This window comes from Buttiauxella sp. 3AFRM03, assembly GCF_003675305.1.
Classification (GTDB): Bacteria; Pseudomonadota; Gammaproteobacteria; order Enterobacterales; family Enterobacteriaceae; genus Buttiauxella; species Buttiauxella ferragutiae.
In genome coordinates this window covers 1,918,311-1,934,763 of the sequence record NZ_CP033076.1, presented here as the reverse complement: position 1 = coordinate 1,934,763, position 16,453 = coordinate 1,918,311, and the positions used below count along the sequence as shown (strand labels likewise).

Annotated in this window: 17 protein-coding genes; 12 read left to right on the top strand and 5 right to left on the bottom strand. The window is 49.6% G+C overall.

Annotated features, from left to right (window positions below; all coding sequences use genetic code 11):
- The first annotated feature begins 3 nt into the window (after positions 1-3).
- The 5 genes from yajC to D8682_RS10490 all read left to right on the top strand — a co-directional run bounded on the left by yajC (position 4) and on the right by D8682_RS10490 (position 4,488).
- Complete coding sequence (yajC, locus tag D8682_RS10510) at positions 4-336, top strand: preprotein translocase subunit YajC (RefSeq protein ID WP_034457929.1); 333 nt, start codon at positions 4-6, stop codon at positions 334-336.
- A 27-nt stretch (positions 337-363) separates the two neighbouring features.
- Positions 364-2,211, top strand: coding sequence for a protein translocase subunit SecD (gene secD / locus D8682_RS10505; RefSeq protein ID WP_121814230.1), 1,848 nt, complete (start codon positions 364-366; stop codon positions 2,209-2,211).
- A 10-nt stretch (positions 2,212-2,221) separates the two neighbouring features.
- Entirely contained in the window at positions 2,222-3,193 is a 972-nt protein-coding gene (gene secF, locus D8682_RS10500) for a protein translocase subunit SecF (RefSeq protein WP_064549185.1), read from the top strand.
- Positions 3,194-3,333: 140 nt separating this feature from the next.
- Positions 3,334-3,699 carry a VOC family protein gene (locus tag D8682_RS10495; protein ID WP_064549342.1) on the top strand — a complete coding sequence of 122 codons (366 nt, stop codon included), beginning with the start codon at positions 3,334-3,336 and terminating at the stop codon, positions 3,697-3,699.
- Between the two features lie 72 nt (positions 3,700-3,771).
- On the top strand, positions 3,772-4,488 hold the full coding sequence (locus D8682_RS10490) for a YafY family protein (protein WP_121814229.1): 717 nt from the start codon (positions 3,772-3,774) through the stop codon (positions 4,486-4,488).
- A gap of 36 nt (positions 4,489-4,524) precedes the next feature.
- On the opposite strand, the gene D8682_RS10485 is transcribed toward D8682_RS10490, so the two are convergent.
- Positions 4,525-5,418: a nucleoside-specific channel-forming protein Tsx gene (locus tag D8682_RS10485; RefSeq protein WP_064549181.1), complete on the bottom strand. Its 894-nt coding sequence runs from the start codon at positions 5,416-5,418 to the stop codon at positions 4,525-4,527.
- Positions 5,419-6,303: 885 nt separating this feature from the next.
- Positions 6,304-6,864 (bottom strand): DUF3251 domain-containing protein, encoded by a 561-nt coding sequence (locus D8682_RS10475; RefSeq protein ID WP_121814227.1) that lies wholly within the window; start codon positions 6,862-6,864, stop codon positions 6,304-6,306.
- A 151-nt stretch (positions 6,865-7,015) separates the two neighbouring features.
- On the opposite strand from D8682_RS10475, the gene nrdR reads away from it, so the two are divergent.
- The 6 genes from nrdR (at position 7,016) to pgpA (ending at position 11,104) form a co-directional block, all read left to right on the top strand.
- On the top strand, positions 7,016-7,465 hold the full coding sequence (nrdR, locus tag D8682_RS10470; RefSeq protein WP_064549177.1) for a transcriptional regulator NrdR: 450 nt from the start codon (positions 7,016-7,018) through the stop codon (positions 7,463-7,465).
- A 5-nt stretch (positions 7,466-7,470) separates the two neighbouring features.
- On the top strand, positions 7,471-8,589 hold the full coding sequence (gene ribD / locus D8682_RS10465) for a bifunctional diaminohydroxyphosphoribosylaminopyrimidine deaminase/5-amino-6-(5-phosphoribosylamino)uracil reductase RibD (protein ID WP_121815680.1): 1,119 nt from the start codon (positions 7,471-7,473) through the stop codon (positions 8,587-8,589).
- Positions 8,590-8,665: 76 nt separating this feature from the next.
- Entirely contained in the window at positions 8,666-9,136 is a 471-nt protein-coding gene (ribE, locus tag D8682_RS10460) for a 6,7-dimethyl-8-ribityllumazine synthase (RefSeq protein WP_121814226.1), read from the top strand.
- 20 nt (positions 9,137-9,156) lie between these two features.
- Entirely contained in the window at positions 9,157-9,576 is a 420-nt protein-coding gene (gene nusB, locus D8682_RS10455; protein WP_034457944.1) for a transcription antitermination factor NusB, read from the top strand.
- A 57-nt stretch (positions 9,577-9,633) separates the two neighbouring features.
- On the top strand, positions 9,634-10,611 hold the full coding sequence (thiL, locus tag D8682_RS10450; protein ID WP_121814225.1) for a thiamine-phosphate kinase: 978 nt from the start codon (positions 9,634-9,636) through the stop codon (positions 10,609-10,611).
- Positions 10,598-11,104, top strand: a complete 507-nt coding sequence (pgpA, locus tag D8682_RS10445) for a phosphatidylglycerophosphatase A (protein ID WP_064549170.1) — start codon at positions 10,598-10,600, stop codon at positions 11,102-11,104. The genes thiL and pgpA overlap by 14 nt, the downstream gene beginning before the upstream one ends.
- A 571-nt stretch (positions 11,105-11,675) precedes the next feature.
- Here pgpA and D8682_RS10440 read toward each other — a convergent pair.
- Complete coding sequence (locus D8682_RS10440) at positions 11,676-12,338, bottom strand: DUF1120 domain-containing protein (protein ID WP_121814224.1); 663 nt, start codon at positions 12,336-12,338, stop codon at positions 11,676-11,678.
- A 374-nt stretch (positions 12,339-12,712) separates the two neighbouring features.
- Between D8682_RS10440 and D8682_RS10435 the strand changes: the two genes are divergently transcribed.
- Positions 12,713-13,393 carry a DUF1120 domain-containing protein gene (locus D8682_RS10435; RefSeq protein WP_121814223.1) on the top strand — a complete coding sequence of 227 codons (681 nt, stop codon included), beginning with the start codon at positions 12,713-12,715 and terminating at the stop codon, positions 13,391-13,393.
- Positions 13,394-13,561: 168 nt separating this feature from the next.
- On the opposite strand, the gene D8682_RS10430 is transcribed toward D8682_RS10435, so the two are convergent.
- Positions 13,562-14,536 carry an aldo/keto reductase gene (locus tag D8682_RS10430; protein WP_121814222.1) on the bottom strand — a complete coding sequence of 325 codons (975 nt, stop codon included), beginning with the start codon at positions 14,534-14,536 and terminating at the stop codon, positions 13,562-13,564.
- 54 nt (positions 14,537-14,590) lie between these two features.
- Complete coding sequence (gene dxs / locus D8682_RS10425; protein WP_121814221.1) at positions 14,591-16,453, bottom strand: 1-deoxy-D-xylulose-5-phosphate synthase; 1,863 nt, start codon at positions 16,451-16,453, stop codon at positions 14,591-14,593.

Here is a 16,453-nt window from a genome sequence, read left to right as displayed (position 1 = left end):
TGAATGAGCTTTATCATTTCTGATGCGGTTGCTGCAACAGGTGCTCCGGCGCAAGGTAGCCCGTACTCTTTGATTCTTATGCTGGTGGTATTTGGTCTGATCTTCTATTTCATGATCCTGCGCCCACAGCAAAAACGTACCAAAGAGCATAAAAAGTTGATGGACTCTATCTCTAAAGGGGATGAAGTGCTGACTACTGGTGGTCTGGTTGGTCGCGTAGTGAAAGTAGCTGAAACTGGCTATATCTCAATCGCGCTAAACGACACCACTGAAGTGGTTATCAAGCGTGATTTCGTAGCTGCCGTTCTGCCGAAAGGCACTATGAAGGCGCTGTAATTTTCGTTTTTCCCTAAGGGAACTACCGTGCTAAACCGCTATCCTTTGTGGAAGTACATCATGCTGATCGTCGTCTTTATCGTCGGTCTGCTATACGCACTTCCCAACCTATATGGTGAGGATCCGGCAGTTCAGATCACTGGCGCGCGCGGCGTCGCCGCCAGTGAACAAACGCTGATCCAGGTCCAGAACACCTTAAAAGCAGATAAAATCACCGCTAAGTCTGTGGCGCTATCCGAGGGTGCAATTCTTGCACGCTTTGACACCACTGATACGCAGCTGCGCGCTCGTGAAGCGCTGATGGGCGTATTAGGCGACAAATATGTCGTCGCACTTAACCTTGCTCCGGCTACTCCTCGCTGGTTATCCGCTATTTCCGCAGAACCAATGAAACTGGGTCTTGATCTGCGTGGTGGCGTGCACTTCCTGATGGAAGTCGACATGGATACCGCACTGAGCAAGTTGCAGGAACAAACCATTGATAACCTGCGTACTGACTTGCGCGAAAAGAGCATCGCTTACACCAACGTGCGTAAAGCCGATAACTATGGTGCTGATGTTGTCTTCCGTGACAGCAAAACGCGTGATGACGCTATCTCTTATTTATCTCCACGCCATCGTGACCTGGTGATTTCCGCTCAGGGCAGCAGCGCATTGCGTGCTGTAATGACGGACGCTCGTCTGAGCGAAGCGCGTGAGTATGCTGTTCAGCAGAACATTAATATCCTGCGTAACCGTGTAAACCAACTGGGTGTGGCTGAACCTCTGGTACAACGCCAGGGTGCAGATCGTATCGTGGTTGAATTACCTGGTATTCAGGATACTGCGCGTGCGAAAGAAATTCTCGGCGCGACAGCAACACTTGAGTTCCGTTTGGTTAACACCAACGTGGATGCCACCGCTGCTGCCTCTGGCCGCGTGCCGGGTGACTCCGAAGTGAAAAATACCCGTGAAGGTCAACCGGTTGTCCTGTACAAGCGTGTGATTCTGACCGGTGACCATATCACTGACTCCACTTCGAGCACCGATGAATACAACCAGGCACAGGTGAATATTTCACTGGATAGTGCTGGCGGTAACATCATGTCTAACTTCACCAAGGACAACATCGGTAAACCGATGGCAACCCTGTTTGTGGAGTACAAAGACAGCGGTAAGAAAGATGCAACTGGTCGTTCAATTCTGGCGAAACAAGAAGAAGTTATCAACGTGGCAAACATTCAGTCGCGCTTAGGTAACAGCTTCCGTATCACCGGTATCAGCAACCCGAACGAAGCGCGTCAGCTCTCTTTGCTGCTGCGTGCGGGTGCATTGATCGCACCAATCCAAATTGTTGAAGAACGTACCATCGGTCCAACCCTTGGTATGGAAAACATCAAGCAAGGTCTGGAAGCGTGTCTGGCAGGTCTGGCAGTTTCAATCATCTTTATGCTGTTCTTCTATAAGAAGTTTGGTCTGATTGCGACTTCCGCATTGTTGGTAAACCTGGTGATGATTGTCGGGATTATGTCCCTGCTTCCAGGGGCAACGTTGACCATGCCGGGGATTGCGGGGATCGTGTTAACCCTTGCGGTAGCCGTCGATGCTAACGTACTGATAAACGAACGTATTAAGGAAGAACTTAGTAACGGGCGTTCGGTGCAACAGGCTATCCACGAAGGTTATCAGGGCGCGTTCAGCTCTATTTTCGATGCTAACATCACGACGCTTATCAAGGTCATCATCCTGTATGCCGTAGGCACCGGGGCAATTAAAGGCTTTGCGATCACGACCGGTATTGGTGTGGCGACGTCCATGTTTACCGCAATTGTCGGTACCCGTGCCATCGTAAACCTGTTGTACGGCGGCAAACGCATCAACAAGCTGTCTATCTGAGGAGTGCGTTGTGGCACAGGAATATACTGTTGAACAATTAAACTACGGCCGTAGAGTCCATGACTTTATGCGCTGGGATTTCTGGGCTTTCGGTATTTCCGGATTCCTGTTAATCCTTTCCGTCGTGATTATCGGGGTGAAAGGTTTTAACTGGGGTCTGGATTTCACCGGCGGTACCGTCATCGAAATCTCGCTGGAAAAACCAGCCGATTTGGACATGATGCGTAGTGCACTGGAGAAAGCTGGATTCCAGGATCCGTTGGTTCAGAATTTTGGTAGCAGCCGTGACATCATGGTGCGCATGCCACCTGCCCAAGGGGAAACCGGTGGTCAGGTGCTGGGTAGCCAGGTCGTTAAGGTCATTAACGAAGCAACCAGCCAGAATGCCGGTGTAAAACGTATTGAGTTCGTTGGCCCAAGCGTGGGTGCGGATCTGGCTCAGAATGGTGCTTTGGCGTTGTTAGCTGCGCTTATCTCCATTCTGGTATACGTCGGTTTCCGTTTTGAGTGGCGTCTGGCTGCCGGTGTGGTTATTGCGTTGATGCACGACGTCGTTATCACTCTGGGTGTGCTGTCGTTGTTCCACATTGAGATAGACTTAACCATCGTCGCGTCATTGATGTCGGTTATCGGCTACTCACTGAACGACAGTATCGTGGTATCAGACCGTATCCGTGAGAACTTCCGTAAGATCCGTCGCGGGACTCCATATGAGATCTTCAACGTTTCTTTGACGCAGACTCTGCATCGTACGTTGATCACCTCTGGTACCACATTGGTGGTGATTCTGATGTTGTATCTCTTCGGTGGGGCAATGCTGAAAGGCTTCTCCCTGACGATGCTTATCGGTGTTTCTATCGGTACTGTTTCTTCCATTTACGTCGCGTCCGCGCTGGCGTTGAAGCTGGGCATGAAGCGCGAGCACATGTTGCAGCAGAAAGTGGAAAAAGAAGGTGCGGATCAGCCATCGATTCTGCCTTAACCTTTAGGGTTTTGCTGGAAGCTAAAACCGCAGCCATTGTGCTGCGGTTTTTTTTCGTCTGAGTAAAAGTCTCCTGACAGTATGCTGTCAGGAGGGGCTAGTTAGACTCAATGTTGAACATCATCAATGAGGAGTTAAACATGAGCACTATCATCAATTGGTTTGAAATCCCGGTACAGGATCTGGAACGTGCAACAGCATTTTATGAGGCTGTTTTCGCGACTGATTTTCATCGTGAAACGATGTCTGGAATGGAAATGGCAATCTTCCCACATACCAAGCCGAATCCCGGTGGAGCACTACTAAAATCTGATGCGTTTAAACCTTCTGCGCAAGGCACGGTGGTTTACCTGCATGCGCCTGATTTAAGCGCCATGCTTGAACGGGTGGCCAAGGCTGGAGGCGAATGTGTGTTCGGCCCGCAGGAATTACCGGATGACATTGGTACTTTTGCACTCATCACCGACAGCGAAGGGAATCGGGTTGGCTTACATCAACCGTCTTGAGTACGGATATACTGAACAGAAAACGCCTGCCGGTTATGCTGGCAGGCATCACATCGTTCACAAAAGAAACCTATGAGCCGAAGAGCGGATCGCCTTTTTCAAATAGTACAAATTCTGCGTGGACGTCGGTTGTCGACGGCGGCTCTGCTTGCCGAACGCCTCGAAGTATCCGAGCGTACTATCTACCGTGATATTCGTGATTTGTCCCTGTCTGGCGTTCCCATTGAGGGTGAAGCGGGCTGCGGTTATCGCTTATTACCCGGCTACGATTTGCCGCCGTTGATGTTCACCCCTGGTGAAGTGGAAGCGTTAGTTGCGGCGATACGTTTAGTGCAAACGTGGAGTGGTGAAACACTTGCGCAAGCGGCGGGCACAGCAGAGGAAAAGTTGCTTGGGGTACTGACGCCGCAGCGGCGAGTTGTTGCGGAGCGTTGCCGCATCATTTCGCCAGACTTTAACAAATACCCGCAGGTTAAGACCTGGTTTGATATTTTTCATCGTGCAATCGGGGAGTTACAGGTGCTTCATGTTTGTTATGAAGATGAGAAGGGGCGAGCGTCGAACAGGAATGTCCATCCACTTGGGCTGACATTTTGGGGCGAGGTATGGCTGCTAGTCGCCTGGTGCGAAGTGCGTGAGGATTACCGCAGTTTTCGACTCGATCGCTGTGTATCGGTAGATCCAACAGGACGATACTTTTCAGAGCGGCCAGATCGTTCATTGGCCCATTTTATCCAATTGCAGCAAAGTGAAGGATGTTTGCCGGAAACAAAAAAGCCGATCGGCTAAGAGCAGATCGGCTTTTTCTAAAGCTTCAGACGGTTATCAGAAGTTGTACCCAACCACTAAGTAACCACCCCAACCGGTAGAGCGCACGTTGAAATCACCTTCACCGAAGTTCAGGCTGGCGTTATCTGCCCACTGACCACCGTTGTGCCAGTAACGGGCAACAACTGAGTAGTGCCAGTGATCGTAGTTTAGAGCCAGGACATGGCTGGAAGCGATAGAGTTGCTGGTACGCGCATGTTTGCCGTTATTGTCGATGAAGTTGTCATCGCCCAGATCTGAACCCCAGTCAAAGTTGGTGAAGCCGATGTAGCTCAGGTTACCACCCCACAGACTGGTAATCGGTACAAAGTATTTCACTTTAAAACGGTAGCCATCCCACTGGTTTTCGTTGGATGCGCCATAGTTCTGCCACTGGTATTTCGCATACACGTTAAGAGACAGGCTCATTGGCAGACCGGTGTCGATATCGGTGCCCAGACCCATGTACCAGGTGTTTTGTTTGCTGGCATCGTTACCGTGCGCGCCCATATCATAGATATAGTTGTTGGCGATGTACCACTCTTTGAATGGGCCAAATGCCAGGCTGGTGCCGGTCAGCTTATCAATAGAGAAGCGCGGTTCGATCTCCATGAACATACGTGAACCGTCGTCCCAGATACCTTTGTCGTTGCCGTTACCCCAACCGAAAGTTTTTGGAATATCGATGTAGCCATAAAAATCTAACCAATCTTTTTTGGCAAATGCTTCATATTCCAGATATACGTCGTTAGTGATCTGTGGTCCAAAGCGGGTGTGGTAGCTGCCCACAACGTTGACACTTTGATGCCACCAGTCGGAAACATATTCGGAATTTTTTGTATCTTCGGCGTGAGCCGTGAAAGAACTTGAAAGCGCCAGGACGGTGCTAGCCGCCAAAATAATTTTTTTCATTTTATATGCCACTGTTTTTTACATGATTCCCGTGAGGGCAGGGAGCGAGTGATCACCTAAAGTCATCAACCATTCAGCTGGTTTCTTATTGACGCGCCTATTATAGAAATCCCTGCTCACAAAAATATGCTTCATTTCACATTATCGCTGCATGCGTAATCGATTGCGTTCACGTTTGCGCACATTAAAAACGGGCGAGATTTTACCTGTATCGCCAATTTAAGCAAACAGAAGCTAATTGGTTACAAGTTTATGTGATTAAGATCACTAGATTTAATGCTGTGATGAGAGGGTTTTTAACGCATAGCGTCCAGGGAGATGTAACAAAAATCGTAGATGTGACTGTGGCTTACCCCCCGCAAAGACCTGTCTCTTATATTCGGCACATCCCTGTGCCGAACCACTTCGTGGCCAACGCAAGCGTTGTTCAAAAATGTTCCTGACATTTTTGTCTGACGATCGCTCTCTTTCGCTGCTCCGGCAGCTCAACCCTGATTTATGGGGAACACCGGGGCAATTTATACCGGGAACAAGGTCAAAACCGGCTCGGTGCTGTCTTTAGCCTTTGACGTTGACCCTGGGTTCCGGCTTCAATCGCGCCATTTTTCACCCTTCAATCGGGGTCACGTGGTCGGGAACCACGTGAGTGAGCGATCGTCGGGAACGAATCGCGAACGACCGCGAATGTTGGGTGAAAAACGGTGTTTACCGCTTGCGGCGATTGATTTGCCGGGAGTCAGGGTTCTTAGGGTGACGACGGTGGTCACCCTAAGACGTTCACCGGTTCAGTGGCTATATAAAACACTGAACACCGAGTGAACGGAACAGTCTCCCAACTCACAGAGATGTCACTAAGAGACGGCACAAGCGTGAGGGTTGTGGCTATTATTGCGCGGGCAATGCCTGTGAAGGGTCTACAGGCTGAATGTCATGAATACGAACAAAACCTGGTTGATTAGGTGAAAGCCCGGAAAGCTGTAACGGAATACTGATATCACTCGGCGCTAATACACTCGCAGGTGCATCGAATTGCTGCGATTGCACGTTAACTTCCTGGTAGTTATCCGTGGTGCCTTGAATCTGCCCCCATTCGACTTTGCCGGTGAAAGCAGGCAGCGGATCGTTGGATTCACCTTTGATAATCAGCATGACGCGGCTACCGTTCGCTTCCTGGGTGATGCTGCTCAGTGACATTTGCAAATTGCCTATTTGGCTATTCAGGCGCGCTGGCGTTTTTGAACCGGGTAATAAATAGACGCCGGTTGTTGATTTGGCATTCAGCGCATTTTGCTGCGTAAGTTTGACGGTTTGGTCAGTGAGTTGTGTCATCTCTTTATTCAATGAACCCACTTCGCTCTTCATCTGGCGCACTTCAGTTTGTTGGGCACAAGCACTGAGACTCACCAGGCTGGTAACCAGGATAATTCTTAGGTAACTCTTTGTCATGAATAGTTTTTCCTTAAGGTTTTGTCCTGATTTAAGCGTAGCTGTTCGCCATTGAAAAGTCATATTTCGCGGGATGAGGCGGCGTTGCCTTTGTACTCCTGCCACTTCGCGGTAAACTATTGTTCATTTGAATAATCCTTCAGGACGCGCCATGCATTGCCCATTCTGTTTCGCAGTAGACACCAAAGTGATTGATTCCCGTCTTGTTGGCGAAGGGTCTTCCGTGCGTCGTCGCCGTCAGTGCCTGGTTTGCAATGAACGTTTCACGACTTTTGAAGTGGCGGAGTTGGTGATGCCGCGGGTAGTAAAAAGTAATGATGTTCGCGAGCCATTTAACGAAGACAAGCTGCGAAGCGGTATTCTAAAAGCGCTGGAGAAACGTCCGGTCAGTTCCGACGACGTGGAAATGGCAGTCAACCATATTAAATCCCAGTTGCGCGGAACCGGCGAGCGAGAAGTACCAAGCAAAATGATTGGTAATCTGGTGATGGAGCAGCTTAAAAAACTCGATAAAGTGGCGTATATCCGCTTTGCCTCGGTTTATCGCAGCTTTGAAGATATCCGCGAATTTGGCGAAGAAATTGCCCGCTTACAGGATTAATGCTGATGTCGCTTGATGAAAAATTTATGGCTCGTGCAATGCAACTGGCAAAGCATGGCCGTTTTACCACGTCACCTAACCCGAATGTCGGCTGTGTGATTGCCAAAGGTGGTGAAATTGTCGGTGAGGGCTTTCATTTTCGTGCCGGTGAACCCCACGCGGAAGTGCATGCTTTAAGGATGGCTGGAGAAAAAGCTCGCGGTGCCACGGCGTATGTCACGCTCGAGCCTTGCAGCCATCACGGGCGCACGCCACCTTGTTGTGAAGCGTTAATTGCTGCTGGTGTTTCGCGTGTTGTTGCCGCGATGCAGGATCCGAATCCGCAAGTGGCTGGTCGCGGGTTGTATGCGCTGCAACAGGTGGGTATTGAAGTCAGCCACGGTTTGATGATGAACGAAGCTGAGGCGATTAACCGCGGTTTCCTCAAGCGCATGCGCACAGGTTTCCCGTTTATTCAGCTCAAACTTGGGGCTTCTCTGGATGGGCGCACTGCGATGGCTAGCGGTGAAAGCCAATGGATTACCTCGCCTGAATCACGCCGTGACGTGCAGCGTCTGCGCGCACAAAGTTCAGCGATTCTTAGCAGCAGCGCTACCGTTCTGGCGGACAACCCTTCTTTAACAGTGCGCTGGAATGAATTAGATAGCGCGACTCAGGCGGTTTACGCCGAAGAAAATTTGCGTCAGCCAACGCGTATTATTCTCGATCGTGAAAACCGGGTGACGCCACAGCACAGAATTATTGCTCAGTCAGGTGAGACCTGGCTTGCCCGTTGCCAGGCCGATCAGCAAACCTGGCCTACGGGTGTTGAACAATTTATCGTGCCAGAACATAAAGGCCACCTTGATCTGGTGGTAATGATGATGTTGCTTGGCAAGCGTCAGATAAACTCTGTTTGGGTGGAAGCTGGCCCAACGCTTGGCGGTGCGCTGCTACAGGCAGGCCTTGTTGATGAGCTGATTGTCTACGTTGCGCCGAAATTATTGGGTAATGACGCGCGGGGTTTATGTAACCTGCCTGGGCTTGAAAAATTAGCCGATGCGCCTGAATTTAGCTTTAGTGAAGTCCGTCAGGTTGGCCCTGATTTGTGTCTGCATTTGACGCCGCGATACGCCGGCTTGTAAAACGTAAGCAGCCGCGAAAAGATTATGATAAAATCCGCCCCCCTGCGGGGCTAAACAGAACCCGTAAAGGAAGATTATGAACATTATTGAAGCAGCCGTTGCAACTCCAGACGCTCGCGTCGCCATCACCATCGCGCGTTTTAACAACTTCATCAATAACAGCCTGTTGGATGGTGCGATTGACGCCCTGAAACGTATCGGCCAGGTTAAAGATGAAAACATCACCGTGGTCTGGGTTCCGGGTGCTTATGAGCTGCCACTTGCGGCTGACGCACTGGCGAAAACCGGTCGTTACGACGCGATTATTGCGCTGGGTACGGTTATCCGTGGCGGCACAGCTCACTTTGAATATGTTGCTGGTGGTGCCAGCAATGGCCTGGCACATGTTGCGCAGGAAAGTGGTATTCCAGTCGCCTTTGGCGTGCTGACCACCGAAAGTATTGAACAAGCCATCGAACGCGCTGGCACAAAAGCCGGTAACAAAGGTGCAGAAGCTGCACTGACCGCGCTTGAAATGATTAATGTATTGAAAGCCATCAAGGCCTGATTTTTTGTAAGGGGAAATCTGTGAAACCTGCTGCTCGTCGCCGTGCCCGTGAGTGTGCCGTTCAGGCGCTATACTCCTGGCAGTTATCTCGAAATGACATCGCTGATGTCGAATACCAGTTCCTGGCGGAACAGGACGTCAAAGACGTTGACGTTAACTACTTCCGCGAACTGTTGGTCGGGGTGGCTACTAACAGCGCGTATCTGGATGGGCTGATGAAGCCTTACCTGTCTCGCCAGCTCGAAGAGTTGGGTCAGGTAGAAAAAGCGGTTCTGCGTATCGCACTGTTTGAACTGGCTAAACGTGATGACGTGCCATACAAAGTGGCGATTAACGAAGCCATCGATCTTGCGAAAACCTTCGGTGCCGAAGATAGCCACAAGTTCGTGAATGGTGTTCTTGATAAAGCTGCTCCGCAAATTCGTCCCCGCAAAAAGTAATCTTCTGGCCGGTTAATTCCGGCCTTTCTTTATCTATTTCATTTATAGGCATAACGCATGGCATGCGGTGAGTTTTCCTTAATTGCCCGTTATTTTGATCGCGTAAGCAGTTCCCGCCGCGATGTGGAAACCGGAATTGGCGATGATTGTGCGTTGCTAACGGTAGCCGAAAAGCAGGTCCTCGCGATCAGTACCGATACACTTGTCTCGGGCATTCATTTCCTGGCTGATATTAACCCCCGCGATTTGGGTTACAAAGCGCTGGCGGTAAATTTAAGCGATCTGGCCGCTATGGGCGCTGATCCTGCCTGGCTAACGCTGGCTATTACCCTTCCTGAAGTCGATGAAAGCTGGCTTGAAGCCTTCAGCGACAGCCTGTTTGAGCAACTCGAATACTACGATATGCAGCTGATTGGCGGCGACACGACCCGTGGGCCACTTTCCATGACGCTTGGCATTCATGGCCTGGTGCCTGCTGGCCGTGCGCTAAAACGCAGCGGTGCGCGCATTGGCGACTGGATTTATGTCACCGGCACGCCTGGTGATAGCGCCGCGGGCCTGGCTATCTTGCAGGACCGTTTAACCGTCAAAGATCCCGCTCAAGCGGCCTATCTGAAACAACGGCATTTACGCCCAACAGCTCGGATTTTACAGGGCCAGGCCTTGCGCGATCTGGCGAGCAGCGCAATTGATCTTTCTGACGGGCTAATTTCCGATTTGGGTCATATCCTTAAAGCTAGTGAATGTGGTGCACGCGTTGATCTCGATGCTCTGCCATATTCTGATGCCCTGAAAGCGAATGTCAGTGCTGATCAAGCTTTGCAATGGGCGCTTTCTGGCGGCGAAGATTACGAACTGTGTTTCACCGTGCCAGAAGTTAATCGCGGTGCGCTGGACGTCGCCATCGGCAATCTTGGCGTTCCGTTTACCTGTATCGGCCAGGTTGGACCCGCTTCTGAAGGGCTACAGTTCCTGCAAAATGGCAAACCGGTAACCCTGGATTTAAAAGGATACGACCACTTTGCCTCGCTCTAAAGATGTGGCTAAAAGCCGTCTAAAGCTTAGCAACCCGTGGCACTTGCTCGCCACCGGGTTTGGTAGCGGATTAAGCCCGATTATGCCCGGTACAGCGGGGTCGCTCGCGGCGATCCCGTTCTGGTATCTGATGACCCTGCTGCCGTGGCAGCTCTACTCGATGGTTATCATGCTCGGCATTTGTATCGGGGTTTATCTTTGCCACCAGACTGCACGTGATATGGGCGTTCATGACCACGGCAGCATCGTGTGGGATGAGTTCATCGGCATGTGGATAACCCTGATGGCGCTGCCAATTAACGACTGGCGCTGGGTGGCTGCAGGCTTTGTGATTTTCCGCATCTTTGATATCTGGAAGCCGTGGCCAATCCGCTGGTTTGACCGCAATATTCACGGCGGTATGGGGATCATGGTAGATGACATTGTCGCGGGTGTTATTTCTGCGGGCGTGATTTATCTGATTGGGCACCATTGGCCGATTGGCTTGTTCTGATTTAGGACAATCCTCACGCCAGCCCTCTCCCTAAGGGCTGTCTCTTATACACAACTCGCCCTGGCAATTTTATCAGGGTGAGATCTTTAAGCCTCGCTGATTTTCCGTTCACCCGTGAGTTCAGTTATCTCTTTAATTCCAGAAAACGGTGAGCGAATCAAGGGGTTAACGCCAACCCCTTGATTTGCCGGGAGTCCGGGTTCTTAGGGTGGCGACGGTGGCCACCCTAAGACGTTCACCGGTTCAGTGGCTATGTAAAACACTGAACATCGGGTGAACGGAACTGTCTCCCGACTCACGCAGATGTGACTAAGAGACAGCCCTAAGGGAGAGGGAACATAAACAGACCCTTTAAATATCTTTAAAAACAACTTGTTATGAATTTTTTTAATCAGTTTTTTCAAGTTTAAAGAAAAGTTCAAGTTTCAGGAGAGTAGAAAATAGGTTAATCAGATTTATGCACTATTAAGAATGGAATATCCTGGTGCTGGTTAAAAGCAATCTTCATTTTGGCCGGTCTTTACTGGGGGAAGCATCACCCCAGTAAAGCACTCAACATGTAACCTGGTTATTAGAGGTAAGTCAGGCTAAACGTTATTTCTCCATCCAGTTCCGTTTTATCAGTAATGCCCAGTGTATTTGTTGGCTGAACAGTCGCAGCCAACGTTAGAGGGAAAGCACATGTGGTAAAGGATTGTGGCATCAGACCAGAACCAACGGCTATGGTACGAAGATCACCCTCTGCCAGAATACCATCGCTGAGAACCCATCCAGTAGCAGCATGATGATCCCGAGAAAGAATCGGTGTAATAACGCCGTCAATAGTGACATTATTTTCATCGATTCGAATACTATAAGAACCAATATCAACACCACTCGCTGTTTTACCAAAACCAAAGAGGCTTTGAATATCGCTTACAACAACCCCATCGCTAAATTTTACTGGTAGGCCAGCATCGCTATCCTGACGATTGTCTGTTGTAGTAAAACCCACTTTGACAGTAGAACCACACTCAATAGTAAAATTCATATGCTGAACAGCCACTTCATTAATTTCTGTTGAGTTCATTGAGCCTACATAAAGAGAACCAAAATCAACTACCCCGCCGTTACTCATGTTTGGTGTGCAGGCAGCCATAATCAGCTTGCCCTGAACTTTCAATGCTGTTGTATCTGTAGCATAAGAGGATGAAGAAGTGGCAGCAATCAAGCTTGCCAGAATAATTTTTTTCATAGTAATTCCTGGTGATAGGTGATTAATATAAATATATTTGCGTCTTGTTTTTTTTCGAACCAGGCATTATCTACGAAAACATTTTTTTAGAGTAGTGATGCAGGTAATAATTAAGTTTTTAACTATATTTAAAACACCAGGGTATTGGCATTAATTCGAATGGTTGATTGAGCAGGTTGTAATACATTAAAAATCCAAACCTTATTATATTTTTATTGTAAGTGCATATATCAAGCGGCAAGCAAATATGTATAATCTTTTTTCTGAGTAGAATGTAATTGTCAATCACACATGGCAATTATAGATAAATTATATGTATGTGTTACATGTATTTATAAAATAAATAAATCACTTAATTACATAAAGGTTTTACAATGAAGAAAATCATTCTGGCTAGTCTTATTGCTACCGCTACTTGTTCATCTTATGCGGCTAATACCGCCACTCTGAACGTTAATGGCACGTTAACTATGGGGGCCTGTACACCCGTTCTCAGCAATGGTGGCGTGATTGATTACGGAAATATAACTTTAGGTGACTTGTCAGCTACAGAAGATAATCAAATGGGCTCAAAAGATGTCACGCTTGAAATTAATTGTGAATCTCCAGTGAAAGTCGGTTTTACATCAATTGATAATCGCCCAAATACTAAAGTGCCGATGGATGTAGTGTTTGCTAACGGTAAAAAGGCAGGTGAGTCGTATACGGGTTATATTAATGGTTTAGGTACCACTGCCGAAGGGGCTAAAATCGGTGCTTATGGGGTGAAGGTTAAATATGACCAGGCCCTGGCTGATGGTGTTTCTGCTCAAATGATTTACGAACAAAGTTTATCTGGCTCCTGGACAGTGATCACTGATGCGGGTGCCGGGGTGTATTTCCAGGAAGCGAACATTCGTACTATGACTGTTGGGATTGATGGAGTTCCAGTGGCATTTACAACCGCGACTATTCCGCTGGAAGTTGCAATGGCTATTGCTCCAACGGATACTTTAGGGATTACCGATGAAGCCATTCTGGATGGTGAACTCACTATCAGTATGGTATATCTTTAATTTCGTAATATAACAATTTAATACCCTCGCAAGAGCGAATGAGTTGAGATTAAGTTTATAAAGTAGCGTACATCCTTGTGACAAAATTAGCGGGGCTTTTGTGGGCGACCCGGCCCCGCTTACCTGGTTCTGTTCCCTCTCCTGGGGGAGAGGGCTAGGGTGAGGGCGTTACTTAAATCCGACCCTTTTATGCGGTTGATATACCGTTTCCAGCTCCGCAATCTCCTCAGGCTTCAGTGTTAAATCCACCGCTGCCAATAAATCATCCAACTGATGTTCACGAGAAACGCCAATAATCGGTGCAGCAATCCCCGGTTTACTCAGCAACCACGCCAGTGCTACTTGCGCGCGCGTAACGCCTTTATCATCTGCAACATTCGCCAGCCGCTCCGCAATTAGCGCATCGTTTTCATGGCTGGCATCGTATAGATCTTTACCGACTTCATCAGAGACTGAGCGCGCCGTAGTGTCACCCCACGGACGAGTCAATTTGCCTCTGGCCAACGGGCTCCATGGGATCACCGCGATCCCTTGTTCGTAGCACAGCGGTAGCATATCGAGTTCTTCTTCACGATAGATCAGATTGTAGTGATCCTGCATAGTGACAAACCGCGCCCAGCCATGTTGATCTTGCAAAGCCAACGCCTGAGCCAGTTGTGAACTGTGCATCGATGAAGCTCCGATATATCGCGCCTTGCCCGCTTTCACCACGTCATTGAGTGCTTCAAGGGTCTCTTCAATTGGCGTGTTGTAATCCCAGCGGTGGATTTGTAACAGATCGACGTAATCGGTTCCCAGGCGTTTCAGGCTGTCATCTATCGAACGCATAATCTGCGCGCGCGAAAGTCCTTCTGGCAAATCACCAACCGGGAAGTAAACTTTGGTGGCGAGGACGGCATCTTCACGGCGCATGAAATCTTTCAAGGCGCGCCCGACAATCTCTTCGCTGCTACCGTCGGAATAGCTATTGGCGGTATCAAAGAAATTAATGCCGTTATCGATGGCGTGTTTGATGATGAGACGGCTGCTCTCTTCAGGAAGCGTCCAGGCGTGATTGCCACGGTCTGGCTCACCATAGGTCATACAACCCAGGCAAAGACGGGAAACCTTGAGGTCTGTTTTTCCTAACGTGTTGTATTGCATGGTTCCACTCCGGCTATTCAGGTTCTTTAAGCATAGCAGGAGTGGAGCAGGGAATTATTTAAGCCAGTCGCGAATGTTCGTTTCCATACCGATTGCATCAAGGCCGATGGCGGCGCGTGCCTCTTCCTGTGTACCTTGCGGGATGAAGTAATCAGGCAAACCGATATTCAGCACCGGAACCACCTTACGGTTAGCCATCAACACTTCGTTGACGCCACTACCAGCACCGCCAATTACCGCATTTTCTTCGATGGTGACCAGCGATTCATGGCTGGCAGCCAACTCAAGAATCAACGCTTCATCAAGCGGCTTCACAAAACGCATATCGACCAGCGTTGCGTTAAGGGATTGAGCAACGGCTTCGGCTTCTGGCAACAATGTGCCGAAGTTCAGCAGCGCAATTTTTTCACCTGCGCGTTTCTTAACACCTTTACCGATTGGCAGCGATTCCAGCGGTTGTAATTCAGCGCCAGTACCGTTGCCACGTGGATAACGCACCGCTGATGGGCCGTCGTTGTAGTGATAACCGGTGTGCAGCATCTGGCGGCATTCGTTCTCATCACTGGGTGTCATGATGACCATTTCTGGAATGCAGCGCAGGAAGGAGATGTCGAACGCGCCCTGGTGGGTTTGCCCGTCAGCGCCGACAATACCAGCGCGGTCGATGGCAAATAACACCGGCAACTTCTGGATAGCGACGTCGTGAATCACCTGATCGTACGCGCGTTGCAGGAAGGTGGAGTAAATGGCGACAACGGGTTTATAACCGCCAATCGCCAGACCAGCGGCGAACGTCACAGCGTGCTGTTCTGCGATAGCGACATCAAAATATTGTGACGGATACTGGCGTGAAAACTCGACCATGCCTGAGCCTTCGCGCATCGCAGGCGTTACGGCCATCAGTTTGTCGTCTTTGGCTGCGGTTTCGCATAACCAGTTGCCAAAGATTTTCGAATAGCTTGGCAGGCCGCCAGCGGCTTTCGGCAGCGTGCCGCTTTGCGGGTCAAACTTAGGCACCGCGTGGAAGCTAATTGGGTCTTTTTCAGCTGGCGCGTAGCCACGGCCTTTTTTGGTCATGATGTGCAGGAATTGCGGGCCGTTCAGGTCGCGCATGTTTTTCAGCGTATTGACCAGGCCGACAACGTCATGCCCATCAACCGGGCCAATATAGTTAAAACCTAACTCTTCAAACAAAGTGCCAGGAACGACCATGCCTTTCAGGTGTTCTTCGGTGCGTTTGAGCAGTTCTTTAATCGGCGGTACGCCGGAGAACACTTTTTTCCCGCCTTCACGCAGCGAAGAATAGAGTTTCCCGGAAAGCAGTTGCGCGAGGTGGTTATTCAGCGCGCCGACGTTTTCGGAGATCGACATTTCATTGTCGTTGAGTATAACGAGCATGTTCGGGCGAATGTCACCCGCGTGGTTCATCGCTTCAAACGCCATACCCGCGGTGATTGCGCCATCGCCAATCACACAGACGGTACGGCGGTCTTTACCTTCTTTTCCGGCGGCCACTGCAATGCCAATTCCGGCACTGATTGAGGTCGACGAATGGCCGACGCTCAATACGTCATATTCGCTTTCGGCGCGCCATGGGAAAGGATGCAGGCCACCTTTCTGACGAATGGTGCCAATTTTGTCACGGCGGCCAGTAATGATTTTATGCGGATAAGCCTGATGTCCGACGTCCCAGATTAACTGGTCGAACGGCGTGTTATACACATAGTGAAGCGCCACGGTCAGTTCTACCGTGCCAAGACCTGAGGCAAAGTGCCCGCTGGAACGGCTTACGCTATCGAGCAGGTAACGACGCAGCTCGTCGCACAGTTTCGGTAAACTCTCTTTTGGCAACAGGCGTAGCTCAGGGGCTGATTCCACCAGTGCGAGGGTCGGGTATTTGGCAATATCAAAACTCAT

Coding starts and splice junctions, on each gene's coding strand:
- D8682_RS10435 (WP_121814223.1), top strand. CDS start 12,713: ATGAAGAAAATCATTCTGGCTAGTCTTATTGCTACCGCTACTTGTTCA.
- D8682_RS10490 (WP_121814229.1), top strand. CDS start 3,772: ATGAGCCGAAGAGCGGATCGCCTTTTTCAAATAGTACAAATTCTGCGT.
- nrdR (WP_064549177.1), top strand. CDS start 7,016: ATGCATTGCCCATTCTGTTTCGCAGTAGACACCAAAGTGATTGATTCC.
- D8682_RS10485 (WP_064549181.1), bottom strand. CDS start 5,418: ATGAAAAAAATTATTTTGGCGGCTAGCACCGTCCTGGCGCTTTCAAGT.
- D8682_RS10475 (WP_121814227.1), bottom strand. CDS start 6,864: ATGACAAAGAGTTACCTAAGAATTATCCTGGTTACCAGCCTGGTGAGT.
- yajC (WP_034457929.1), top strand. CDS start 4: ATGAGCTTTATCATTTCTGATGCGGTTGCTGCAACAGGTGCTCCGGCG.
- ribD (WP_121815680.1), top strand. CDS start 7,471: ATGTCGCTTGATGAAAAATTTATGGCTCGTGCAATGCAACTGGCAAAG.
- D8682_RS10495 (WP_064549342.1), top strand. CDS start 3,334: ATGAGCACTATCATCAATTGGTTTGAAATCCCGGTACAGGATCTGGAA.
- thiL (WP_121814225.1), top strand. CDS start 9,634: ATGGCATGCGGTGAGTTTTCCTTAATTGCCCGTTATTTTGATCGCGTA.
- D8682_RS10430 (WP_121814222.1), bottom strand. CDS start 14,536: ATGCAATACAACACGTTAGGAAAAACAGACCTCAAGGTTTCCCGTCTT.
- dxs (WP_121814221.1), bottom strand. CDS start 16,453: ATGAGTTTTGATATTGCCAAATACCCGACCCTCGCACTGGTGGAATCA.
- D8682_RS10440 (WP_121814224.1), bottom strand. CDS start 12,338: ATGAAAAAAATTATTCTGGCAAGCTTGATTGCTGCCACTTCTTCATCC.
- ribE (WP_121814226.1), top strand. CDS start 8,666: ATGAACATTATTGAAGCAGCCGTTGCAACTCCAGACGCTCGCGTCGCC.